Source organism: Archangium sp. (genome assembly GCF_045802675.1).
Taxonomy (GTDB): Bacteria; Myxococcota; Myxococcia; order Myxococcales; family Myxococcaceae; genus Archangium.
In genome coordinates, this window is the sequence record NZ_JBJMQO010000124.1 from 122,510 (window position 1) to 145,670 (window position 23,161).

Annotated in this window: 19 protein-coding genes; 4 read left to right on the top strand and 15 right to left on the bottom strand. The window is 71.1% G+C overall.

The annotated features are described in order from the left end of the window. Nucleotides 1-9: 9 nt before the first annotated feature. Together ACJ8AN_RS34635 and ACJ8AN_RS34640 are read left to right on the top strand one after the other, a co-directional pair. The gene (locus tag ACJ8AN_RS34635) at nt 10-1,221 is read left to right on the top strand and encodes a S1C family serine protease (RefSeq protein ID WP_407759837.1); all 1,212 of its coding nucleotides are present in this window, start codon (nt 10-12) and stop codon (nt 1,219-1,221) included. A 141-nt stretch (nt 1,222-1,362) separates the two neighbouring features. Beyond that, on the top strand, nt 1,363-1,629 hold the full coding sequence (locus ACJ8AN_RS34640; protein ID WP_407759838.1) for a vegetative protein: 267 nt from the start codon (nt 1,363-1,365) through the stop codon (nt 1,627-1,629). Nucleotides 1,630-1,764: 135 nt separating this feature from the next. Here ACJ8AN_RS34640 and ACJ8AN_RS34645 read toward each other — a convergent pair whose 3' ends face one another. Both ACJ8AN_RS34645 and ACJ8AN_RS34650 read right to left on the bottom strand, forming a co-directional pair. Next, nucleotides 1,765-5,748 carry a protein kinase domain-containing protein gene (locus ACJ8AN_RS34645; RefSeq protein ID WP_407759839.1) on the bottom strand — a complete coding sequence of 1,328 codons (3,984 nt, stop codon included), beginning with the start codon at nt 5,746-5,748 and terminating at the stop codon, nt 1,765-1,767. 78 nt (nt 5,749-5,826) lie between these two features. Next, nucleotides 5,827-6,630: an RNA methyltransferase gene (locus ACJ8AN_RS34650; RefSeq protein WP_407759840.1), complete on the bottom strand. Its 804-nt coding sequence runs from the start codon at nt 6,628-6,630 to the stop codon at nt 5,827-5,829. A gap of 135 nt (nt 6,631-6,765) precedes the next feature. On the opposite strand from ACJ8AN_RS34650, the gene ACJ8AN_RS34655 reads away from it, so the two are divergent. Together ACJ8AN_RS34655 and ACJ8AN_RS34660 are read left to right on the top strand one after the other, a co-directional pair. Then, nucleotides 6,766-7,269, top strand: coding sequence for a hypothetical protein (locus ACJ8AN_RS34655; RefSeq protein WP_407759841.1), 504 nt, complete (start codon nt 6,766-6,768; stop codon nt 7,267-7,269). A gap of 50 nt (nt 7,270-7,319) precedes the next feature. Further along, the gene (locus tag ACJ8AN_RS34660; protein WP_407759842.1) at nt 7,320-8,279 is read left to right on the top strand and encodes a phosphoribosylaminoimidazolesuccinocarboxamide synthase; all 960 of its coding nucleotides are present in this window, start codon (nt 7,320-7,322) and stop codon (nt 8,277-8,279) included. 85 nt (nt 8,280-8,364) lie between these two features. Here the strand turns inward: ACJ8AN_RS34660 and purB are convergent, their stop codons facing one another. The 13 genes from purB to infB all read right to left on the bottom strand — a co-directional run. Next, entirely contained in the window at nt 8,365-9,678 is a 1,314-nt protein-coding gene (purB, locus tag ACJ8AN_RS34665; protein ID WP_407759843.1) for an adenylosuccinate lyase, read from the bottom strand. Beyond that, nucleotides 9,675-10,616 (bottom strand): ABC transporter substrate-binding protein, encoded by a 942-nt coding sequence (locus tag ACJ8AN_RS34670; RefSeq protein WP_407759844.1) that lies wholly within the window; start codon nt 10,614-10,616, stop codon nt 9,675-9,677. Before ACJ8AN_RS34670 ends, purB begins: the two co-directional genes overlap by 4 nt. Further along, on the bottom strand, nt 10,613-12,250 hold the full coding sequence (locus tag ACJ8AN_RS34675; RefSeq protein ID WP_407759845.1) for a serine/threonine protein kinase: 1,638 nt from the start codon (nt 12,248-12,250) through the stop codon (nt 10,613-10,615). Before ACJ8AN_RS34675 ends, ACJ8AN_RS34670 begins: the two co-directional genes overlap by 4 nt. A 101-nt stretch (nt 12,251-12,351) precedes the next feature. Continuing rightward, nucleotides 12,352-12,807 carry a dUTP diphosphatase gene (dut, locus tag ACJ8AN_RS34680; RefSeq protein ID WP_407759846.1) on the bottom strand — a complete coding sequence of 152 codons (456 nt, stop codon included), beginning with the start codon at nt 12,805-12,807 and terminating at the stop codon, nt 12,352-12,354. A 50-nt stretch (nt 12,808-12,857) separates the two neighbouring features. Beyond that, on the bottom strand, nt 12,858-13,868 hold the full coding sequence (locus tag ACJ8AN_RS34685) for a M23 family metallopeptidase (protein WP_407759847.1): 1,011 nt from the start codon (nt 13,866-13,868) through the stop codon (nt 12,858-12,860). 12 nt (nt 13,869-13,880) lie between these two features. Continuing rightward, nucleotides 13,881-14,645 carry a hypothetical protein gene (locus ACJ8AN_RS34690; protein ID WP_407759848.1) on the bottom strand — a complete coding sequence of 255 codons (765 nt, stop codon included), beginning with the start codon at nt 14,643-14,645 and terminating at the stop codon, nt 13,881-13,883. 176 nt (nt 14,646-14,821) lie between these two features. After that, a complete protein-coding gene (gene pnp / locus ACJ8AN_RS34695) occupies nt 14,822-17,002 on the bottom strand; it encodes a polyribonucleotide nucleotidyltransferase (protein ID WP_407759849.1) in 2,181 nt (726 codons plus the stop codon). 421 nt (nt 17,003-17,423) lie between these two features. Beyond that, nucleotides 17,424-17,696, bottom strand: coding sequence for a 30S ribosomal protein S15 (gene rpsO / locus ACJ8AN_RS34700; RefSeq protein WP_407759850.1), 273 nt, complete (start codon nt 17,694-17,696; stop codon nt 17,424-17,426). 130 nt (nt 17,697-17,826) lie between these two features. Beyond that, nucleotides 17,827-18,147 (bottom strand): MoaD/ThiS family protein, encoded by a 321-nt coding sequence (locus ACJ8AN_RS34705; RefSeq protein WP_407759851.1) that lies wholly within the window; start codon nt 18,145-18,147, stop codon nt 17,827-17,829. Nucleotides 18,148-18,159: 12 nt separating this feature from the next. Continuing rightward, nucleotides 18,160-19,029, bottom strand: coding sequence for a tRNA pseudouridine(55) synthase TruB (truB, locus tag ACJ8AN_RS34710; RefSeq protein WP_407759852.1), 870 nt, complete (start codon nt 19,027-19,029; stop codon nt 18,160-18,162). A 35-nt stretch (nt 19,030-19,064) separates the two neighbouring features. Beyond that, nucleotides 19,065-19,424, bottom strand: a complete 360-nt coding sequence (gene rbfA / locus ACJ8AN_RS34715; RefSeq protein ID WP_407759853.1) for a 30S ribosome-binding factor RbfA — start codon at nt 19,422-19,424, stop codon at nt 19,065-19,067. Next, a complete protein-coding gene (locus tag ACJ8AN_RS34720; protein WP_407759854.1) occupies nt 19,421-20,026 on the bottom strand; it encodes a DUF503 domain-containing protein in 606 nt (201 codons plus the stop codon). The genes rbfA and ACJ8AN_RS34720 overlap by 4 nt, the downstream gene beginning before the upstream one ends. A gap of 88 nt (nt 20,027-20,114) precedes the next feature. Then, nucleotides 20,115-23,161: translation initiation factor IF-2 (gene infB / locus ACJ8AN_RS34725; protein WP_407759855.1), on the bottom strand; the 3,047-nt coding region annotated here is incomplete at its 5' end.

Here is a 23,161-nt window from a genome sequence, read left to right on the forward strand (position 1 = left end):
CGCGGGACGATGACGGGTGGACGGTGGTGGACGGGTGTCTCGCTGGCAACGCTGCTGTGCACGCTGGCCGCACCGGCCTGGGGGGCCCGGCACCCGGAGCCACCCGGGAAGTTGTGGGTGGATGCCCGGCAGCGCTCGGTGCACGAGCAGCGCTCGGCGCTCAGCCAGGTGGCCCAGGCCGCCATGCCCGCGGTGGTGTCCATCACCACACACCAGCCGAGCACCAGCCCCGGCACCGAGGGGGAACAGAAGGGCATCGGCTCGGGGCTCATCATCCATCCGGACGGCTACGTGCTCACCAGCGCCCACGTGATTGAAGGCGCGGATGACATCAAAATCTCCGTCCTCTCCGAGCAGGGCTACCCCGAGGAGTTCCAGGCCGAGCTGGTGGGCGAGGACACGCGCACGGACTTCGCGCTGTTGAAAATCGAGGCGGGGCGCAAGCTGCCGGTGCTCAAGCTGGCGTCGGCCTCGCGGGTGGACGTGGGCGACTTCGTGGTGGTGATCGGCAACCCCTTCGGGCTGACGCACTCGGTGACGGCGGGCGTGGTGAGCGCCAAGGGCCGCACGGACGTGACGCCCAACGGGCGCGACGGCGACTTCGACTACATGCAGGTGGACGCCTCCATCAACCCGGGCAACTCGGGGGGGCCGGTGCTGGATTTGCACGGGGACGTGGTGGCCATCGCCAACGCGGTGAACGTGGCGGGCCAGGGCATCGGCTTCGCGATTCCGGTGGACATCGCCAAGGCGGTGCTGCCGCACCTGCGCAAGTACGGGCGCGTGCGGCGCGGGTGGATGGGGGTGTCCGTGGCGGACCCCAGCCCGGACGTCGTCGAGGCCTATGGGCTGGCGCACCCCCGGGGCGTGGTGGTGTCCGAGGTGCAGGAGGGAGGCCCCGCCTCGCGCGCCGGACTGCGGGTGGGAGACGTCATCGAGGGCCTGGACACCGGCCGGGTGGAGCGCGCCCACAAGCTGCGCTGGCAGGTGGCGGCCCGGGGGGTGGGACACAGCGTGCTGCTCCGGGTGCGCCGGGGCGAGCGGCCCCTGAAACTGCGGGTGCGGCTCGAGGACGTGCCCCCCGAGACACAGCCGGCCGAGCCCACCCTCGCCCTGCCCTCCCCGGCCCCCGCGCCAGACGAGCAGCCGGCCACCGGGGGAAGCGGCCCGGAGGGGCAGGCGGACGGGCAGGCGCCCGGGAAGAACGCCCCCTCGCCGTGATCCGGAAACGGGGGGTGCGCCCGCATCCCCGCCTGCCTCCTTGCGTTCCGTTTCAGCCAGCGCTACAGACAGCGCCTTTGCACGCCCCGCGGGACTCACCCATGGTGACGCGAGGCACCGTTTCGCAACAGGAGCATTTCCATGGCTGAAGCACAGAAGACGACCCTCAAGCACTGGCCGCGCACGGCCAAGGGCAATGGCAAGAAGGCCTGCAGCATCGAGGGTTGCAAGCGTCCCTACCGCGCCAAGAGCTACTGCTTCTTCCACTTCAAGAAGTGGCGTCAGGGCGAGCTGCCCCACTCGCGTTACCGCACCTGCTCCAAGCCGGACTGCCGCGTGAAGACGGCCAAGGGCGGCCTGTGCGAGAAGCACTACGCCGAGACGTACAAGAAGGAAGCGGCGGCCTAGTCAGCTGTCCTGGCCGGGGCCTCGCGAGGGCGCTCCCTTCCCGGGAGTGCCCTTGCCCCCGTCCACCGCTCGTCCCAGGCGCTGGAAGGCCGGGAGCCCTGGCTCCGCCTCGCGCCGGGTGAGCACCCCTCCCCCCTACGGCACCTCGGTCTCGCCCCAGCGCTCGCGGGCCAGGGCCAGGGTGCGCGCGTTCTCGGGCACCCGCTGGAGGAAGCGCTCGCGGGCGGCGGCGTCGGGAAGCTCCCCGGCATACGCGCGCAGGCATCGCAGGCCCCGGCGCAGGGCGGCCTCTCCCGCGGCGGTGTCCCCCTGGGCGAAGCAGGCCTCGGCCAGCACCCGGCTCAGGCCCACCCGGGCCATTCCGCCCTCCCCCACCGCATCGAGCTCCCGCAGCGTGAGCTCCACCACCTCCCGGGCCTCGGCCGCGCGCGATTGGGCCAGCAGCAGGGCGCCCAGCTTCCAACGCGCCTCGGGCACGAAGGGCTTCAACGGCGCCAGCACCTCGCAGGCCGCGCGAGCCTGGGCCTCGGCCTCCCCCGGCTCGCCTCGCGCCGCCGCGACCCACGCCAGAATCAGGTGCGCGAACCCCAGCAGCTGCCGGTTGGCGGGCCGCGCCTTCACCCACTCGAGCGCCAGGGCCCGGGCCTCCTCCTGATGGCCCGGCTCGGGGCTGGCCGCCAACACCTTGGCCAGGTGCTGCTGGGCGAAGGCGACGCCAAAGCGCGGTGACACCCGCTGGGCCAGCGCCACGCTCTGGCGTGCCCACTCCATCGCGCCCTCCAGGTCTCCCAACGCCAGCAGCGCCTGGGCGCCCCACGCGCGCGCCGACACCTCGCCGCGCTCCGCCCCCACGTCCCGGAAGGCCTGCACGGTCCGCGTGGCCCAGTCCAGTGCCCGCCAGGGACTGGCCGTCAGGCAGAAACTCCGGACGAAATACGCGTTCCCCCTCCAGCCGCGCACGAGGCCGTCGCGGGCGATGACCTCACGCCCGGCGCTCTCCAGCCGCTCCAGGCAGGCGTCGGCCTCCGCCATGGCGCCCACGTAGTCGGTCATCGCGGCCATGTAGCAGAGGGACAGGCCGTAGGCGTCCCAGGCCTCCGGCTCGGGCTCGGTGTCCAGCAGCAGCCGGCACAGGACGAGCAGGTACTCCGTCTGTGCGCTCAAGCCGCAGCCCAGGCTCAAGCCGTCGATCAGCTTGCACCAGCGGATACCGCCCGCCTTCATCCGCGGCTGCACGGCCCTGCCCACCTCGAACATGGTCGCGAAGTCATTGCGCCAGAAGGCCGTGGCGGCCCGCAGCGCCTGCAGTCGCACCAGGGCGTCTCCCGTGGGGCCCAGGGCCAGGGCCGCCTCGATGCAGCGCTCCGTGCCCTGCATGTCATCGCGATCGAAGAGCCGCTCGGCGGCGCGGGTGTAGAAGTGGATGGCCCGCTCCGGCTGCGCCCCCAGCCGCGAGTGCTCGGCGAGCAACTGCGGATCGTTCTCGCCCTGCCGCTCCAGCCAGTCCGCCGCCCTCCGGTGGCCATCGGGCTTGTGGTGCTCGGGGAGGAGCCCGTAGGCCGCATCCCGCACCAGCGCATGGCGGAAGCGGTACTCCTCCTCGCCCGGGAAGCGGCTGGAGGGCTGCGGCTCCACCCACTCCAGCTCCACCAGGCGTTGCAGCCAGAGGTGCAGCTCGGGGCCGGAGAGCTCCTCGCTCAGCAGCGCGCGCACCCCGCCGGACCAGAAGGTGCGGCCCAGGAAGCTGGCGGCCAGCAGCACATGCCGGGCCTGCGGCTCCAACCGCCCCAGGCGTGCCTGGAGCATGGCGAGCACCGTGCGCGGCGTCTCCTCTCCCCGGCCCTCGGCGACCCCGCGGATGAGCTCCTCCAGGAACAGCGCATTGCCCGCGGCCTGCTCCACCAGCCGCTCGATGAGCGGGCCCGGCACCCCGGCGCCCAGCACCTCGCGCACCATGCGCTCCGCGGCCTTGCGGCTCAGCCCGCGCAGGCGCACCTCCTGCAGGTGCTGCGTCCACGAGCCGGACAGCAACCGCGCGCCCTCGGGCCGGGCCAGGGCGAGAATCATGAAGGGCTGCTCGGCGAGGTCACGCCGCGCGTCGCTCAACAGCTTGATGCTCGGCTGATCTCCCCAGTGCAGATCCTCCAGGACCAGGAGCACCGGGTGGTGCGCGCACTCGGCGCGGAGGAAGGCCACCAGGGCGCGTTGTATCTGGGTGCTCATCCACTGCGGATCTCCACGCGCGGCGCGCAGCGAGGGGCTGTGCTCCTCCGAGGAGGGAATGCCACAGAGCTCGCCGAGGAACGCCACGGTGTCCTGGACCTGGGCCGGTGGCAGGTGCTGGGAGAGCCGTTGGGAGAGCCGGGCCCGGCGCTCCTCGAGCGGCTCGCCTCCCGAAATGCCGCACAGCCGGCGCAGGGCCTGGGCCAGCAGCCCGTCCGCCGAGCCCGCGCTCATGGGGTCTCCCCGGCCGATCAGCACCAGGGGAGCGGACGCGTGGCGCTCCAGGCGGCGGAGGAACTCATGGCGGAGCCGGGACTTGCCGGTGCCCGCCGGGGCCGTCACCAGCATCGCCCGCGCGGCGGACTCCTCCACGCAGGAGGTGAAGGTCAGCTCGAGCAGGGACAGCTCGTGCTCGCGGCCCACGCAGGGGGTGGGCCTGCCCAGCAGCGGGCGGGACTCATCGGTGCCCAGGTGCTCGCCGTGGAGCAGGAAGAGGCCGGGCTGGGGCCGGGTGAGCTGGAAGCCGGGCCCGAGCAAGCCCGCCGTCACCTCGTCCAGGAGCACCGGGGTGGAGGTGGAGGTGGCGGGGTCCGCCGGGGGGAGCTGCTCCAGCTGGCGCAGCAGTTGGCCGGCGCGATCCATGGCCTCGCCCACGGGCAGTTGCGAGTCGAGGGTGCCTCGGCCGGTGGCGAGCACCACGGCCCCATCGGGCCAGCGCTCCAGGAGGGAGAGGGCGCAGCGGGCGGCGAGGGCGGCGGGGTCGGTGGCGGAGCCGAGCGAGGCCAGGAGGGTGAGCACGAGGGCCCCATCGGCCAGCAGCTCCACCCGCGCGCCCTGGGGCGCCAGCACGGTGCGCAGCGAGTCGCGCAGGGAGCGGCGGGAGTCCTGCTCGCGGACGGGGGACGAGGCGGTGGTGCGGGGAGCGGCCAGCAGCACGGTGACGAGTTGCTGACCGTCCAGGCGGGAGAGGGGGGCGGCCAGGGTGACGGTGGCGTCGGACACCGCCTCCATGCGGGCCTGGAGCGACTCCAGGGCGTCCAGCAGGCCCTGGGCATCCACGAGCCGGCGCGAGGGCTCCTTGGCCAGCATCCGCTCCAGCAACTGCTGGAGGGAGGGGGACAGGTCGGGGCGCAGCTCGCGCAGGGGCGTGGGCTCGGTGAAGAGAATCTTGGCCAGGGTGGCCACGAGGTGGGGCGCGCGGAAGGGAGCCTGGCCGGTGAGGCACTCGTAGAGGACGCAGCCCAGGGAGAAGACGTCGACGCTGGGGGTGAGTTGGGCGTGGGCGGAGGCCTGCTCTGGCGCCATGTAGCCCGGGGTGCCGAGCACCGTGTGGCCGACCGTCACGACGGTGGCGGGGAGCGCGTGGCGGGCCAGGCCGAAGTCCAGCACCACCACGCCCTCGGGACGGCCGCCGCGCAGGAAGAGGTTGGAGGGCTTGAGGTCGCGGTGGATGACGCCGTGCTGATGGGCCACGGCGAGGGCCCGTGCGGCGTGATGCAGCAGGGAGAGGGACTGCGAAGAAGTCAGGGGCTGGCGCGCGAGGCGCTGCGCGAGGTCCTCCCCTTCCAGCCACTCCATGACGAGGAAGGGCAGGCCCTGCGCGGAGTGGCCATGGGCGACGTAGGAGACGATGCCGGGATGGCGCAGCGAGGAGAGCAGCTCGGCCTCGCGGGTGAAGCGGCGCAGGGAGTCGGCGGGGAGCAACGGGTGCAGCAGCTTGAGGGCAACGGTCTGGCCGGAGAGCGCATCCGTGGCGCGATAGACGGTCCCCATGCCGCCGCGGCCCGCGGGGGCCTCGAGGGTGAAGCGGTTGGCGATGACAGTGCCCACCGGCAACGAAGAGACCAGCGGCGCGGAGGGCTCGCCAGGCGCCGGGTGCAACACGGTACTGTCCATGGAGGCGGAGTGTAGAGCCAGACCCCCAGCGCGACCTACGCGTGGGCTGCCTGGCCGCCACCTCGGACGTGGAGCGGACTAGGTCGACGTGGAACCAGGACCTCGCGAGGGCGCTCCCTTGCCGGGAGTGCCCTTGTCCGGAGTGCCCTTCTCCGCGCCCATCGCCCGCCCCAGGTGCTTGAAGGCCGTGAGCCACAGCTCCGCCTCGCGCTGGGTGAGCTCCGCCCGCAACAGACTCCGCTCCAGCTCTCGCAGGATGTGGTCCGGCGCCTGCGGGTTGAGGAACTGTGCCTCCAGCATCACTTGGCGCATCCGGTCCCCCAGCGCGCGCACCGTCCCCATCTTCGCGCCCTGCTGCTCCGGCGCCGCCGGGGGCGCCGCCTCCGCGGATACGCGTCCCTCGCGCGAGCACAGGTAGAGCAGCACCCCCGCCGCCTGCGCGAGGTTCATGGACGGCTGCACCTCGCTCGTGGGGATGACGAGCAGATCCGTACAGAAGGCCAGTTCCTCATTGGACAGCCCGCGCTGTTCGCTGCCGAGCACCAGGGCCACCCTTCCCCGCCGGCTCTGTTCGGCCAGCCGCGTCACGGCTTGCTCGGGGGTGAGGGCCGTGCGCCCTTCAATCTGGGTGCGAGAGGTGGTGCCAACCGCGTACACGCAGTCCTTGAGGGCCTCGGGGAGGCTCTGGGCCACGGCCATGGCGTCCAACACCGCGTCCCCTTTGACGGCCAGCCGCTCGGCGCCTCGGAAGGCGTAGGTGGCGGGGTCGGAGAGGATGAGCCGGGAAAATCCGAAATTGGCCATCACCCGGGCCACGGCCCCGAGGTTCTCCGGTGATCGCGTTTGATGGAGGATGACGGTCAGGTTTCCGGCCGCGAGCATGCCTCCGAGTTTAGCTTTCCGTGTCAGACCCGCATCGGTATATTCCCGCCGATGCGTCGCTGGGTCGCTGGCCTGCTCCTATCTCTCGTAACCCTGACCGGTTGTGGCGTCGGGGGTGCACCGGTGCGCGCTTCCATGGGCGCCCGTCAAGCACTCACCAATCCGCCCGAGGTGCTCGAGTTCGAGACTCCGTCCACCCGCCTGGAGCTGTTGCGCGAGGTGGCCCGCATCTCCGAGACGGAGGCGGGCCAGGCCGCGCAGGCGCCGGTGCTCTTCCCCATCACCCTGGGCGGCGAGCTGGTGGCGGCCCCGGGTGTCGAGGCGCGGACGGATCTGCTCCAGTCGCCGGACGCGGGCGCCCGGTTGCAGCTGAGCTTCGATGGGCGGGCGGGCGAGCGCTGGCCGCAGGATCGCCGCGAGAGCCTGCAGGGCCTGTCCGAGCGCGAGGCGGCCGAGCTGGTGGCCCGCACGCTGCTGGACCACTGGCGGATCAACCCGTCGGGAGTGGTGCAGGTGGACCGGGCGTCGGGGGCGCCGTACGCGGTGGCCTACGTGGACGGCATCCTGCGCATCAACCCGGCGTTCCTGTACATGGCGGCGGCCCAAGGTCCCGCTTCCCTGGCGGGCGCGGGCCAGTAGAGTCGCGCCTCCTTCACGCGCCCCGCTTGTCGGGGCCCGAGGCGCTACTCGTGAACACCTCCGTACTCCACGCGCAGCTTCCGCATACGCTCCGGCAGACGAACCTGCCGGCGTCCCTGGGCCAGCACTACCAGGGCAAGGTCCGCGACACGTACCGCCAGGGAGACCGGCTGGTGCTGGTCACCTCGGACCGGCTGTCGGCGTTCGACCATGTGCTGACCACCATCCCCTTCAAGGGCGAGGTGCTCAACCGGCTGGCGACGTTCTGGTTCGAGCGCACCAGGCACATCGTCCCCAACCACGTGCTGGACGTGCCGGACGCGAACGTGACGGTGGCGCGCGCCTGCGAGCCCTTCGCCGTCGAGGTGGTGGTGCGCGGCTACCTCACGGGCAGCCTGTGGCGCGACTACCAGAAGGGTACGCACACGGCCTACGGGGTGCCGTTCGCGGAAGGCCTGCGCAAGGACGAGGCGTTCCCCTCGCCCATCCTCACCCCATCCACGAAGGCGCAGTACGGCCAGCACGACGAGCCCATCTCCGAGAAGGAGATTCTGGCGAAGAACCTGGCGAGCGCGCGCGACTGGGCCCGCATCACCGAGGCGGCGCGGGGGCTGTTCCTCGAGGGCCAGAAGTGGGCGCGCACGCGGGGCCTCATCCTCGTGGATACGAAGTACGAGTTCGGCAAGGTGGGGGATGACCTGTACGTCATCGACGAAATCCACACGCCGGACTCGAGCCGCTACTGGGTGGCGGACGAGTACGAGGCGCGCTTCGCGAAGGGCGAGGACCAGCGGATGCTGGACAAGGAGAACATCCGGCAGTGGCTGATCCGCGAGCGGGGCTTCCAGGGCCAGGGAACGCCGCCGCCGATTCCGGATGACGTGCGGGTGTCGCTCGCGGAGAAGTACCTCGCGGCGTACGAGCGGATTACCGGCACGCCACTGAAGCTGGAAGTGGGCGACGTGCACGCGCGCATCGAGAAGAACCTGAAGGCGCGCGGGTACCTCTGAGTCAATTTCCCCTCGCCCTCCGGGAGTGGGACGGGGTGAGGGTATCGGGAGAACCCGGGTTGAACCCTCGCCCCGCCGTGGGCCGCTACTGGCTCCGGCCGAACACCCGCTGGAAGATGTCGTCCACGTGCTTGAGGTGGTAGCCGGCCGAGAAGCAGTCCTCGATCTCCGCTGGCGTCATCACCTTGAGCAAGTCAGCGTCCTCGAGCAGCGACTTGCGGAAGGACACGCCCTGCTCGTACATGCGCATGGCGTTGCGCTGGACGATGACGTACGCGGCCTGGCGATCCATGCCCTTGCGAGCCAGCTCCAGCAGGATGCGCTGCGAGTTCACCACCCCGCCGAGCAGCTCCAGGTTCTTCTGCATCTGCTCGGGGTAGACGCGCAGGTTCTCCATCAGCCCGGAGAAGCGGTGCAGCATGAAGTCGGCCACGATGGTGGCGTCCGGTCCAATCACACGCTCCACCGACGAGTGGGAAATGTCCCGCTCGTGCCAGAGCGCCACGTCCTCGAGCGCACTCACCGCGTAGCCGCGCAGCAGCCGGGCCAGGCCCGACAGGTTCTCGGAGAGGATGGGGTTGCGCTTGTGCGGCATCGCGCTCGAGCCCTTCTGGCCCGCGGTGAAGTGCTCCTCGGCCTCGCGCACCTCGGTGCGCTGCAGGTGCCGGATCTCCACGGCGAACTTCTCGATGCTCGCGCCCAGCAGGGCCAGCGCGGAGAAGTACTCGGCGTGCCTGTCTCTCTGGACGATTTGACTGGAGGCCGGAGCGGGCGTGAGGCCGAGCTTCTTGCACGCGAACACCTCCACCGCCGGAGGCAGGTGCGCGAAGGTGCCCACGGCGCCGGAAATCTTGCCCACGGCGATGACCTCGCGGGCGCGGATGAGGCGGGCCTCGGCGCGGCGCAGCTCGTCGTACCAGATGGCGAGCTTGTGGCCGAAGGTGATGGGCTCGGCGTGGATGCCGTGGCTGCGGCCCATCATCACCGTGAGCTTGTGCTCGAAGGCGCGCTTCTCCACGGCGGCCATGGCGCGGCCCACACCCTGGAGGATGAGGTCCGCCGCGTCGCGCAGCGACATGCCCAGCGACGTGTCGAGCACGTCCGAGGACGTCATGCCCAGGTGCAGATAGCGGGCGCTCGGGCCAATCCGCTCCTCCATGAAGGTGAGGAAGGCGATGACGTCGTGCTTGGTGGTGCGCTCGATCTCCTCGATGCGGGCGGCATCGGCCTCGGAGAAGTCACCGGCGCGCGAGAGGCAGTCCTGCAGGGCCTCGCGCGGCGCGATGCCGTTCTCCACCATGCCCTCCAGCGCGGCCAGCTCCACGTCGCGCCAGCGGCGCAGACGGGCCACGTCGGTCCAGAGGGAAGACATCTCCTTGCGGCTGTAACGTGGAATCACTCGAAGACCCTCACGGGGAAGTCCCGCCTGGCCGCGAACCGGAGCAGCTCCAGCACCACGTCCCTGGAGCCGCCCAGCTTGCTGGCGGCGGAGAGATTGACGGCGAGGTCCAACCCCTCGGGCTGCGAGACGGCCAGCGCTCCGGGGTCGACCTTCTCGTGGATGATGCGGTTGGCCAGCCGTCCCGCCTGCTGCCCGATGGCGGTGGGGCTGGGAGCGAGGGCCAGGGTGGCGCCCTCCTTCACCTGGCTGGGAGTAAGGCCCACCAGCGGCAGGTGTTGAGCGGTGGCGAAGGCAATGAGCTCCTGGACGACGGAGGCATTGCCCACCGTCTTGTCGGCCACCATCAAGAACGCGTCCACCTTCTCGCGCGAGCCGGCGAGTACCTTCTCCGCCTTGCCCTGCGCATCCGCCTCGAGCGGCACGATGGACAGGCCGAGCGGCCCCGCGGCCGACTGCGCCGCCTCCACCAGTCCGGCCGAGTAACGCGGGTCATGCAGGATGCCCACCCGCTTGGCCGAGGGAGCCAGGGCCTTGAGGGCGGAGAGCTCGGGGCGGAAGTCGCTGGTGAGGGCGATGCCGGTGATGTTGGGGCCCTCGAGGCCGTACTTCTCGTAGTAGGGCACCATGGCGAAGAGGACGGGCACCTCCTGGCCGAGGGTGCGGCGGGCGGTGTTGGCGGCCAGGGGGCCGATGGCCAGCACCAGCGCCGGCTTCTGCGAGGCGATGCGCTGGAAGGCGCGGGTGGCGGCCTGGGCGCTGTCCTCCAGCGTCACCTCGCTCACCTCGGCACGGACCTCGGCGGAGAAGCCGGCCACCACGGAGGCGTAGGGGGCGAGCCCGGCGGACTTCACCACCACCACGCGGGGACGAGGCTGCGAGGCGGCCACCAGTGGCACCCACAGCGCCAACAGGACGAGCCACCCGCATCGCCTCATCGTTTCTCCCTCTGTGCCGCCGGGGAGTCCTTCCCGGCCTGCGCACGCATCTTCAGCAATCCATAGCCTCCCGCCGCGCCCAGGGCGAGCCCCGCGAGCGCCAGCAGCACCAGCTTCGCCTTCGAGGAGGAGCGAGGCGCGGGCTCCGGCGGAGGCGCGGTGCGGGGCGCCGCCTTGCCGGGAGGAGGAGGCAGGGGCCGGGGCTCGGCACGCGCGGCGGGGGCCGGAGCCGGGCGGGGCTTGGGAGCCGGAGCGGCGGGCTTGTGGGCGGTGCCCATGAGGGCCGCGAGCGTCGCCGCGTCGAGCGGCTGGGTAGCATCCGGTGGAGTCCCCGCCTCCTTTGTCTGGGCGAGCCGCTGCTCGATGTTCGAGGAGGACAGGCGCTCGGTGGGGCCCGCCATGAAGCTGGGCACCTCCTGGAGCGTGGGCGAGCCCACGGCGGGGGCCTCGAGCGTGGTGGTGGCCTTGGGGACCTCGAGGAGGGTGGCCTTGGGGGCTTCGGCGGTGGGGCTGTCACCGCCCACGACGGGCACCTGGATGGTCGGAGCGCCCAGGGTGGGCAGCTCCGAGGTGGGCACGGGCGGAGGCAGCAGGTCCTTGCTGAGGCTGCCCGCCGTGGCCAGCTCGGCGGTGAGGCTGAAGGGCACCGGCTTCGGGCGGGCGCGGGGCGGCATGGGCGCCGGGGCTCCGGCCGCGGGCTTCGCCGACGGAGACCGTGGCTTCGCGAGGGCCGAGGTGAATTCCACGAGGAACTCGCTCGCCGACTTGGGCCGCGCGAGCGGATTGGAGTTGGTAGTGCGCCGGTAGAGGGCCTCCAGGCCGGGGGGCAGCTCGGAATCATAGGCGAGCAGCTCCGGCACCTCGCCCTCGTCGGGCGTCTGGCCGGTGAGCAGCTCGCCGACAATGACGCCCAGCGAGTAGAGGTCCATCCGGATGTCGAGCTCACCGCCCTCGGCGTACTCGGGGGCGACGTAGCAGGCGGAGCGCCAGCTCTTCTGGGCCTGGAGGAAGGGCAGCCGGGGAATGCCGAGCGCGAGCCCGTAGTCCGTCACCTTGAGCATGTCCGGGAGGACGATGATGTTCTCGGGCTTGAGGTCCGAGTGCGGCCCGTACTTGTGGGCGCTGACGAGGGCGTCGGCGAGCTGCACCAGGAGGGGCTCCACCTCGCGGGGGGTGAAGCGCTGCCCCTGTGTGGTGCGCTGCTCCATCATCCGCCGCAGCGTCATGCCCTCGAGCAACTGCGTGGTGAAGTAGGGGCGGTTGCGGTCTTCGCCCTCCTCGTAGACGCGCACGTGGTGGGGGTGGGTGAGCTTCTTGCCGGCGCGCAGGGCGAGGGAGAACTGGGTGCGCTCCTCGGGCATCTGCACGAGCCGGGGGTTGATGACCTTGAGGGCGACCTCGACGTCCATCTCCTGGTCGAGCGCGCGGAAGACATGGCCCACGGGGCCCGGGCCGAGCACCTCGCGGATGGCGTAGCGTTTGGCGAAGAGATCGCCGGGCTTGTAGGGGGCCTCGACGCTCGCCCCCCGGCGGCGCGGACCCCCTCCCGCGGCGGCACCGGTGAGCTTCAGCCCACAGGTGGCGCAGGACGCGTTGTCATCGGGGACATGGCTGCCGCAGCGGTAGCAGAGCAAAACGGTCGGACTCCCGGAGGTGGGGGGGCTAACGGGGCCCTCCAGAAGGCACCCACGGAAGGTTTAACCCGCCGCGCCGACACGGGGCAAGGAACGCCGGGTCAACGGCCCGTCGAGCCAAAGCCCCCCTCGCCCCGCTCGGTGGTCTCCAGGACCTCCAGCTCCAATAGGGACGCCCTCGACACGGGAGACACCACGAGTTGGGCGATGCGCTCCCCCCGGCGCAGGGTGAAGGGCTCGCGGGAGAGGTTCACCAGGAGCACCTTGACCTCTCCGCGGTAGTCCGCGTCCACCGTACCTGGCGAGTTCAACAGGGTGATGCCGTGCTTGAGCGCCAGGCCCGAGCGGGGCCGCAGCTGGGCCTCGTAATCGGGGGGAAGCGCGAGCGCCAGCCCGGTGGGGATGGCCACGCGCTCCATGGGGGCGAGGGTGAGCTCGCCGTCGATGTCCGCCCGCAGGTCCATCCCCGCGGCGAGGGCGGTCTCGTAGCGCGGCAGGGGCAGCGGCTCCGGGTGGGCGCGCACGCGGCGGACCCTCACGGTCACGGTCGAGGCCATGTCCACCGGAGTAGCACGGCGTCACGAAGAGTCGACCTTTCGGCCCGGAGTCAGCGTGCCGTCTCATCCGCCACGGGACTGGTCCGGGGACGGAAGCGGAACGGGTCCACCGGCTGGGCGGACAGGGCGAGCTGGTAGTGCAGGTGGGGCCCGGTGGAGCGGCCGGTGTTGCCCGAGCGGGCGATCAGCTCTCCGCGCGTGACGCGCTGCCCCGGCCGCACCAGCAGCTCCGAGTTGTGGCAGTAGGCCGTCGTCACGCCGCGCCCGTGGTCGACGATGAGCACCCGGCCATTCACGCCGTCCTCGCTCGCGCGGCGCACGGTGCCATCGGCCACCACGTGCACCTCGGTGCCCTCGCGGACGGAGAGGTCCACGCCGGTGTGCAGCTTGCGCGTGCCGAGCACGGGGTGGAGGCGGTAGCCGAAGGGGCTCGTCACCGGGGTGGTTTCGGGCACGGGCCACGCGAGGCCGAAGGCGGTGCTCAACGCGAGCGCCTGGGCGGCGGCCATGGTGGCATCCTCGAAGCCGGGAGGCAGTTGCCGCGCGAGCCGCTCCAGGTCCGGCGTGCCGCCCTCGGCCGCCACGCGCTCGACGGCGTAGCGAGCCGGGACGCGGCCGGCGAAGACGGCGGTGAGGCGGGACTCCTCGAGGGGGAAGGCCTCGGCCAGGGCCTCGTGCAGCCTGCGAGCGGCGGCGGGGCCCCGGGCGTCGTCCAGGAGGGCCTCGGGAGGAATGCCCAGCTCGGCGGCGAGCTTGAAGGCGGGAGCGCGGGCCGAGGGCGACAGGCCCCTGAGCGCGAGGTGCGTGCCATACGCGAGCGCCTCCCCGCCGGTGAAGGGCCGGAGCGGAGGCGCGTCGGGCGTGAGCGTGGGGGCGGAGACGCCGGAGCCACTGACGCCGTCGTAGTACGCGAGCAACGGCCGGGCGGTGCTGCGGCTCCCGAGGGCCCAGGCCGCGCTCCTGCGCACCAGCGCGCCCACGGGCGTGTGGTGCCAGGCGGTCCAGAGACACAGGACGGCCAGGGAGAAGTCGAGCAGTCCTCGGGCGTGGCGCGGGAACATGGGTCGGCCTCCTCAGCGCACGAAGGACAGCAGGGGCGAGGCATCGAGCGCGGCGGCGAGCGCGAGGGGCGCCACCAGGGCGGAGCCGGGCAGCCCGTAGGCGAAGGCCCTGGCGAAGCCGCGTGCATGGGCCTCGGAGGCCGAGTCCGCGTGCTGGAGGTTGCGCAGCACCGCGCGCCAACCCAGGCGCCACAGGAGGCCCGCCAGCGCCGCGAGCGCGAGGCCCCGGGCCGCCACATCCGCCGCGCCCTCGCCGAGCAGCTCGCGCCAGGAGAGGTACACGGTGCCCTGGACGAGCCGCGCCACGGTACAGGCCCCGGCCACGGCGACGAGCGCGGTGGCGAGCGGCCGAATCCACCGCATGGAGGTGGGCCGGCGCAGGCAACGCACCAGCAGCGCGCGCCACGAGTCCCGAGCAGGAAGCGCGGGTGAGAACCGGGACGAGGCCTGGGCAGCCAGCTCCTCGCGGTAGCCGAGCGCGGGCAGGGCGAGCACCACGTCCGCCGTCAGCTCCCAGGCCAGGGCGAGGGCGCGGGCGAGCGTGGTGCGCCGCTCCAGGGAGAGCAGGTCGACGAGGGACTCGGTGAGCGTGAATCGGCCGACGACGCGGTCGAACGCGGAATCGGCGAGATCCACGAGGACGAGGAGCCGGTCATCGAGCGTATCCGCGGCGGCGTGGACGCCCACGGCGAGGAGCGCGAGCAGGCCGAGCGGCATGAAGGCCCAGCGGAAGTGGCCGAGGAAGCGCGAGAACGCGGAGAGAGGGCCCTGGGACACGCAAGCCTCCGGAGGGGGACCCGCGCATCAACGCACGACTGGGCGGAAAGGTCTCCCCCACCCCGGGCCCGCAAAAGGAAGACGCCCTCCCCCGCCGGAGCGGAGAGAGGGCGTCCCGTGTCCCCTCCCCTCGCCCTCCAGGAGAGGGACAGGGTGAGGGTATCAAGTCACCGTGCTCAGGCCTTGGCGCCCGGCTGGGTGGCCTCGGCGGGGGCCGGGGTGGCGGGGGCGCCATCACCGGCGGCGGCACCCTGCTGAGCGGCGGCGCGCTCGGCCATGGCCTCCTTGCGCGACAGGCGGATCTTGCCCGTCTTGTCGATGCTGACGACCTTCACCAGCACCTCATCGCCCTCCTTGAGCACGTCCGACACGCTCTTCACGCGCTTGTCCGACAGCTCGGAGATGTGGATGAGGCCGTCGGTGCCCGGGAACAGCTCCACGAAGGCGCCGAACTCGGCGATCTTCCGCACCGTGCCCGTGTAGATCTTCCCGATCTCCGCCTCGCGCGTGAGCGCCTGGATCATCGCGATGGCCGACTTCACCGAGTCCACGTTCGAGCTCGCGATGTCCACGCGGCCCGAGTCGTCGATGTTGATGACGGCACCCGTGCGGGCGATGATGTCCTTGATCACCTTGCCGCCCGGCCCGATGACGTTCTTGATGAACTCGGGGCGGATCTGGATGGTGGTGATGCGCGGCGCGTAGGAGCTGATCTCCTTGCGCGGCTCGGCCATCGTCTTGAGCATCTCGCCCAGGATGTGCAGACGGCCCTGGCGAGCCTGCTCCAGCGCGCGGCTCATGATCTCCGTGGTGAGGCCGGTGATCTTGATGTCCATCTGGATGGAGGTGATGCCCTTCGAGGTGCCGCACACCTTGAAGTCCATGTCGCCCAGGTGGTCCTCGTCACCGAGGATGTCCGAGAGGATGGCGACCTGATCGCCCTCCTTCACCAGACCCATGGCGATGCCGGCCACGGGGGCCTTGATGGGCACGCCCGCGTCCATCAGCGCCAGCGTACCGCCGCACACCGAGGCCATGGACGACGAGCCGTTGGACTCGAGGATGTCCGACACGAGCCGCACCGTGTACGGGAACTTCTCGCTCGGGGGCAGCATGTTGCGCAGCGCGCGCTCGGCCAGGGCGCCATGGCCCACCTCACGCCGGCCGGGGCCGCGCAGGGGCTTGGTCTCGTTCACGCTGAACGGGGGGAAGTTGTAGTGCAGCATGAACCGCTTGAAGGACATGCCGCCGAGCAACTCCAGCCGCTGCTCGTCCTCGGCGGTGCCCAGCGTGGCCACCACCAGCGCCTGCGTCTCGCCGCGGGTGAAGAGCGCGCTGCCGTGGGTGCGCGGGAGCACGCCCACCTCGTTGGTGATGTCACGCACCTTGTCGTGCCCGCGGCCGCCGATGCGGCCACCGTTCACCGTCAGCGTGCGCATGTGCTCGTACTTCAGGTCCTCCACCACCGACTTGGCGTGCTTCTCCACCTGGGAGGTGTAGCCCTCGCCCAGCTGCTCCTTGAGCCTGGTGAGCGCCTCCTTCTTGGCCTTGGAGAGCGCGTCGTAGCGGGCCGCCTTCTCCTTGATGGAGTAGCCCTGGACGATGCCGTCCCAGGCCAGCGCACGCACCTTGGCCTTCAGGTCCTCGGCCACCGCGGCGATGCGGTCGTAGTTGCGCACCGTCTTGTTCAGCGCGCGCCGCAGCTCGTCCTGCAGGTCCAGCACCGGCAGTGCCGACTGCTTGCCGAACTCGAGCGCGGCCACCATGTCCGCCTCGCTCACCTCCTCGGCGCCACCCTCCACCATCACGACGGCCTCACGGCTGACGGCCATGACCAGGTCGATGTCCGACAGATCGCGCTGCTTGCGCGTGGGGTTGGCGATGAGCTTGCCGTCCACGCGGCCCACGCGGATGCCGGCGATGGGGCCGTTGAAGGGGATGTCCGACACCCAGAGCGCCGCCGAGGCGCCGGTGATTCCGTGGATGTCACCCTCGTGCTCCGGGTCCGCGGAGATGACGCTCGCGATGACCTGGGTCTCGTAGGCGTAGCCTTCCGGGAAGAGCGGGCGGCAGGAGCGGTCCACGACGCGGCTGGCCAGCGTCTCCTTCTCCGTCAGACGCCCCTCGCGCTTGAAGTAGCTGCCGGGGATGCGGCCGGCCGAGTACAGCTTCTCCTGGTACTCCACCGTGAGCGGGAGGAAGTCCACGTCCTTCTTCTCACGCGCGCTCACCGCGGTGACGAGCAGCATGGTGTCGCCGTAGCGGACCACCACCGAGCCGTCCGCCTGCTTGGCCATGTGGCCGGTCTCGATGGTCAGCTCGGTGTCGCCAATCTTGACGCTCTTCTTCAGATGCATATCCGTCTTGCCTCGTACTTCCTGGTGGCCCCGCTGACGCGTGCCCTGCCTTGGACAAACCAAAGGTGAGGGCCCACGCGCCTCGATGCGAGGCCTATGGGGTTGATGCGGTCGCCGGGCCTGGAACAGGCAGCTACGGGCAACCGCGGCCTGACTGCGGTGGGGGCGCCTCGGAAGCGCCGGCAGGGATGCGTCGGAGCTTTGATCCCTGATCGCGCGAGCCCACCGGGTGCTGCCTCGGTCGGCCCGTCCGAACGGAAACCAAAACCTCCGTCCACAACCACGCCCTTGCCTCCTGCCTCGCCCCACTCCTTGCTTCAACTGCTCGAATCCACTGCGGTACTGCGACGGCGATGGTGCGAATGCCTGGAACGACGCGGGGCGCTGACCTTCGCCAGCGCCCCGTGCGACTGCGGGCCTACTACTTGCGGATACCGAGGCCCTCGATGAGCTTCTTGTAGCGGTTGGCGTCCTTGCTCTTCAGGTAGTCGAGCAGGCGGCGACGCTGACCCACCAGCTTGAGCAGACCGCGGCGGGAGTGGTGGTCCTTCTTGTGCGTCTTGAAGTGCTCGGTGAGCATGGTGATGCGCTCGGAGAGCAGCGCGACCTGGACCTCGGGGGAGCCGGTGTCCGAATCGTGGGTGCGGTACTTCGAGACGACCTCTGCCTTACGGTCCTGATGCAATGCCGACATGTTCTTCCTTGGCTTCTTCCCGCTCCGGGGTGGGTACTGCGATTGCCACGGTCCGCGGAGGGGTACAGACCGGGCTGCCTCTACTAACGAATCGAGGGCTTATAAGCATCGCCCGTGCGGGCGGTCAACCTTAAGCGCCCGGCCGTACGCCCGGTGACGGACGGGAGAGGCTGAAGAGGATGAGGCGCCCGCCAGTGGACAGTCCGGTCCCCCCCGAGGCCAGTTCCTCCAGGGAGGGCTCGTCGAGGGCCAGCTGCACGAAGAGGCCGCCGGTAACGGGGGTGTCGCCGGCGAAATGCTGACGCAGCCGGGGATACAAACGGAGGAGGGTCTCCAGGATTTCCCCCACCGTGGTGGAGGCGGGCACGCCGAGCGTCACCTCGCGCCGTCCCTCGAAGAGCGGCCTCAGCGAGGGGGGAACCACCACGGTGACGTCGAGGGCTCGGGCCACGGGGTCCAAAGGTCAGACGAGCACCCGCAGGTAGCGCAGCCGGCCGCGGACGACCTCGGCCACGGCGAGCAGCGCGCCCTCGGGACCCACCACCCGCACCCGGCCGGGGTGGGCAGGGGCCTCCACGGGGACGCCGTGGGACACCCGGACCGCGTCGGCGGCATTCACCCGGACCGCGGGCAGGTCGGTGAGGGCCTCGGACACCGGCAGCAGCCGCCTGGCGAGGACCTCGGGCTCCTTCACCAGCGTGGCCAGGTCCGCCAGGGGCAGCGCATGGGCCAGGGTGAAGGGGCCGCTCGAAGTGCGCCGCAGCGCCTCCAGGTGGGCCCCGCAGCCGAGCGCCCGGCCGATGTCGTAGGCGAGCGTGCGGACGAAGAAGCCCTTGGAGCAGCGCACGGACAGGCGGAGCTGGGTGGCGCTGAAGTCGCGCAGCACCAGCTCGTACACGGTGACGTGGCGGCTGGCGCGCTCCACCTCCTCGCCGGCGCGGGCGAGCTCGTACAGCCGCTTCCCGCCCACCTTCACCGCCGAGTACATGGGCGGCACCTGCTCGAAGGAGCCGCGGAAGCGCCCGAGCACCTCCTCGAGGAGGGCCGAGGTGAGGGCGGGCACTGGCGCCTCGGCCACCACCTTGCCCTCGGCGTCCTGCGTGTCCGTCTCCGCGCCCAGACGCACCACGGCGTCATAGGCCTTGTCGCCCTCGGTGATGAAGCCGGCCACCTTCGTCGCCTCGCCCAAGCACAGGGGGAGCACCCCCGTGGCCATCGGGTCCAGCGTGCCGGTGTGGCCCACCTTCTTCACCTTGAGCAGACCCCGGACCTGCCTCACCACGTCGAACGAGGTGGGCCCCTTGGGTTTATCGATGACCAGGACGCCGTCCATGCCGCTGATTGTACCGGTATCCGCACCCCTGGCGGCTACCAGCCCTCCTTGTCCTTCACCTCGCGCAGCAACCGCTCGATGCGGTCACCCCGCTCCAACGACTCGTCGAAGGTGAAGAACACCTCCGGCGACACGCGCAGATTGACGGACTCGGTAATCTCGCGGCGGATGAACCCCTTGGCCGCCTCGAGCCCCTTGTGCGTCTCCTTGCGCTCCTGCTCGGTGCCCATCATCGAGTAGAAGATGCGCGCCGTCTTCAGGTCGGGCGACACCTTGACGCCGGTGATGGTGATGAAACCGATGCGGGGATCCTTCAACTCGCCCCGGGTGAGCATCCTTCCGAGAACCGCCTGGATCTCCTGGCCCACCCGCTCCGGCCGATTGCTGGTGCTCATTTCTTCTCCCAATCCCTCGGGTTGCGCAGGCTCCGAGCACGGGCCCGGGCCTCGTCCAGCGACACCGGACCCTGGTCCGCCGCCTTGGCTGGCCGCCCGCTCTCCCGCCCGTCGTGCCGGCGCTCCCAGTCTGCCATCCCCTCGGCCTCGGCCATGGAGCGGTCTCCACGGCCCATGCCGGCGATGAGCTCCTCCAGGTCCGCTTCCGGCCCGGCCTCCTCACCGTCCCCGCCGCCCTCCTCGTCGAATTCCTCGGACTCCTCGTCCTCGTCCCGCTCGGCGGGCAGGGGGCGCCCGGGGGTGTACAGCGTGTCCCCGAAGGCCATGATCTCCGTCTGCCGGGAGATGAGAGGAGCCACGTACATCTCCTCCACGAAGTGGATGATCTTCTCCATCTGCTCGTCGACGTGGCGGCGCTCGTTGCCCACCACCGCCAGCGCGAGCGTGGCCTTCTGCCAGAGATCCTGGTCATCCACCTCGGCGACGGCCACGTTGAACCGGGCCTTCACCCGGTCCGTTATCCGGCGGAGCACCTGCCGTTTGGCCTTGAGCGAACCACTCTCCGGAATCTGCAGGGTCAGACGCGCGACACAGACGAACATGACACAAGGCCCCCTACTCCGGTGACCACGCCTGGAGGGCGGGCCACCGGGAGCATTCCGGTGGTGCGGGACAACGGCCGGAGAGGGACTAGCTCAGGCTCGGCCGCGTCTCCTCGATCTCGTAGGCCTCGATGATGTCGCCGGGCTTGAGATCGCTGTAGTTCTCGATGCCGATACCGCACTCGAACCCCTGGGAGACTTCCTTCACGTCGTCCTTGAAGCGACGCAGCGAGGCCATCTTTCCGGAGAACAGCTGCTTGCTGTCGCGCAGCAGGCGGACATAGGCACCCCGCTTCATCACACCGTCGAGCACCGCCGCACCGGCGATGGTGCCCAGCTTCGGCACGTTGAAGGTGTTGCGCACCTCGGCGCGGCCCAGCTTGCGCTCGGTGCGGATGGGCTCCAGGAGGTCCTCCATCGCCTGGCGCACGCCGTCGATGAGCTCGTAGATGATGCTGTACGTCTGCAGCGTCACCTCCTGAGCCTTGGCGGCGGCCTCGGTGCCGGACTCGGGCTTCACGTTGAAGCCCACCACCAGACCCTTGGAAGCGGCGGCGCGCATCACGTCGCCCTCGGTCATGGCGCCCACGCCCGAGTGGATGATTTCCACGCGGACCTTGTGGGTGGTGAGCTTCCTGACGGCCTCGCTGACGGCCTCGGCCGAGCCCTGCACGTCCGCCTTGATGACGAGGCGCAGCTCCTTGGGACCGCCGCCCGCCTTCGTCTTGGCGAACAGCTGCTCGAGCGTCTCGCGGGTGTCGGCCTTGCCCAGCTCCGCCTCACGGCCCTTCATGGCGCGGTGGGTGGCGATCTCCTTGGCGGCCTTCTCGTCGGCCACCGCGTTGAGCGTGTCGCCCGCGGTGGGCACGCCGGAGAGGCCGATGACCTCGGCGGAGTAGCCCGGGAAGACTTCCTTCACGGCCTCGCCGCGGCTGTTGTTCATGGCGCGGATGCGGCCGAAGTGCGTGCCGGTGACGACGGCGTCGCCCACCTTGAGCGTGCCCTCCTGCACCAGGACGGTGGCCACGGGACCGCGGCCCTTCTCCAGCTTGGCCTCGATGATGGCGCCCACCGCCGGACGGCTCGGGTTGGACGTGAGCTCGAGCACCTCGGCCTGCAGCGCGAGGTTCTCCAGCAGCAGGTCGATTCCCACCTTCTGCTTGGCGGAGACGGGCACCATGATGGTCTCGCCGCCCCACTCCTCGGGCACGAGCTCGTAGGTGGCCAGGTCCTTCTTCACGCGGTCCGGGTTGGCGCCCGGCACGTCCATCTTGTTGATGGCGACGACGATGGGCACCTCGGCGGCCTTGGCCTGCTTGATGGACTCGATCGTCTGCGGCATCACGCCGTCGTCGGCGGCCACCACCAGCACGACGATGTCCGTCACGTTGGCGCCACGGGCGCGCATGGACGTGAAGGCCTCGTGGCCCGGGGTATCCAGGAAGGTGATGTCACCGCGCGACGTCTTCACCGAGTAGGCGCCGATGTGCTGGGTGATGCCACCGGCCTCGCCGGCCGCCACGTTGGCGGCGCGGATGGCGTCGAGCAGGCTCGTCTTGCCGTGGTCGACGTGGCCCATGACGGTGATGACCGGCGGACGCGGACGCTCGTCCTCGGGACGCGCCTCCACCTCGGGCAGGAAGTCCTCGACCTCGAAGCCGGCCTTCTCCACGCGCCAGCCGTAGTCGGTGGCGAGCAGCTCGGCGGTCTCGCCGTCGACGACCTGGTTGGCCGTGGCCATCTTGCCCAGGCCCATCAGCTTCTTGATGAGCTCGGTGGTGCGCACACCCATGCGCTGGCCCAGGTCGGACACGGAGATGCCCTCCTGGATCTTGATGACCTTCTTCTCCTCGGCCATCTGGGTGATTTGAGTCTTGGCGCCCTTCTTGGTGGGCTTCTTCTTCTTGCCGCGCACCGGGATGGTGACGCGACCCCACACCAGGTCGGAGATCTCCTGCTTGGAAGGACCGCCCTCGGAGGCGGAGGTCCCGCGCTTGCCGCGCCCGGCCTTCTCCTTCTCCTTGTTCTTGGAGACGTCGACGAGCTCACGGCCGCGGCCCAGGTGATCCGGGACGACCTTGTACTCGCGCTTCTCGCCGAGCGCGCTCGGGCCCGGCGCCTTGGGGTACTGCTTGCCGCCACCGCCCGTGGGGGTGACGCGGCGCACCTGGATGAGCGGGCGCGAGATGACGACGGCCTGGGTGGCCGTGGGCCGCAGCGAGCGCGCATCCTGCGTCACCTGCTGGTGGGGCACGCCGCCCACCATGACCTGCTGACCCGACGGCCCAGTCGGAGAGGCGCTCGCCTGAGCACCCGCCGTGGCACCACCGCCCGCACCCGGAGACGAGGGACGCACCGGACCCGTGGACTGGGCACTGCGCTGATACTGGCTGGGGCCGCCGCGCTGATACTGGCTGGGACCCCCGGGACGACCACCCTGGCCGCCGGGCCCCCCCGGACGACCGCCCTGGCCGCCGGGACCCCCAGGACGACCGCCCTGGCCGCCGGGACCCCCGGGACGACCGCCCTGGCCGCCGGGACCCCCGGGACGACCGGACATGCCGGGCGCACCCGAAGAAGGGCCTCGAGAGGCACCAGAAGACGGATGCGAAGGCGTCCGGACAGAGGGTGGAACCGCCGAAGGCGGGCGGGTAGACAAGCTGGGTGACTCCTTGACAGAGGGAGGCGGCTGAACGGCGGCCGCCGGAACGGGCGCAGAGGCCCGCGGAGACTCCGGGGCGCGAGGCGCCTCGGGAGCAGTGGCAACGGGCTGCGAAACAGGACGCTGCTGCTCGGGAGCGGCGGCGACGGGGGCCTCGGCACGAGGTGCCTCGGCGGGAGTAGCCGGCTGGGCAGCGGGGGCCGGAGCCTCCGGAGCGGACGGCTGGGCGGCCGCGCGAGGCCCCTCGGGGGCGGCGGACGGCGGAGCCGTGACGGCCGGGGTCTCCGGCGCGGCGGGTTCGGCGGCGGCCCGGGGCGCCTCGGGGGCGGCGGACGGCGGAGCCGTGACGGCCGGGGTCTCGACGACCGGCGGCGCGGCGGCCTGAGGGGCTTCCTGGTACTCCTCACCCGACTCGTAGGAAGGCGCGCTCGTCGGGGCCTTGCGGCGCACCACGAATCCCTTCGCCGTTACCG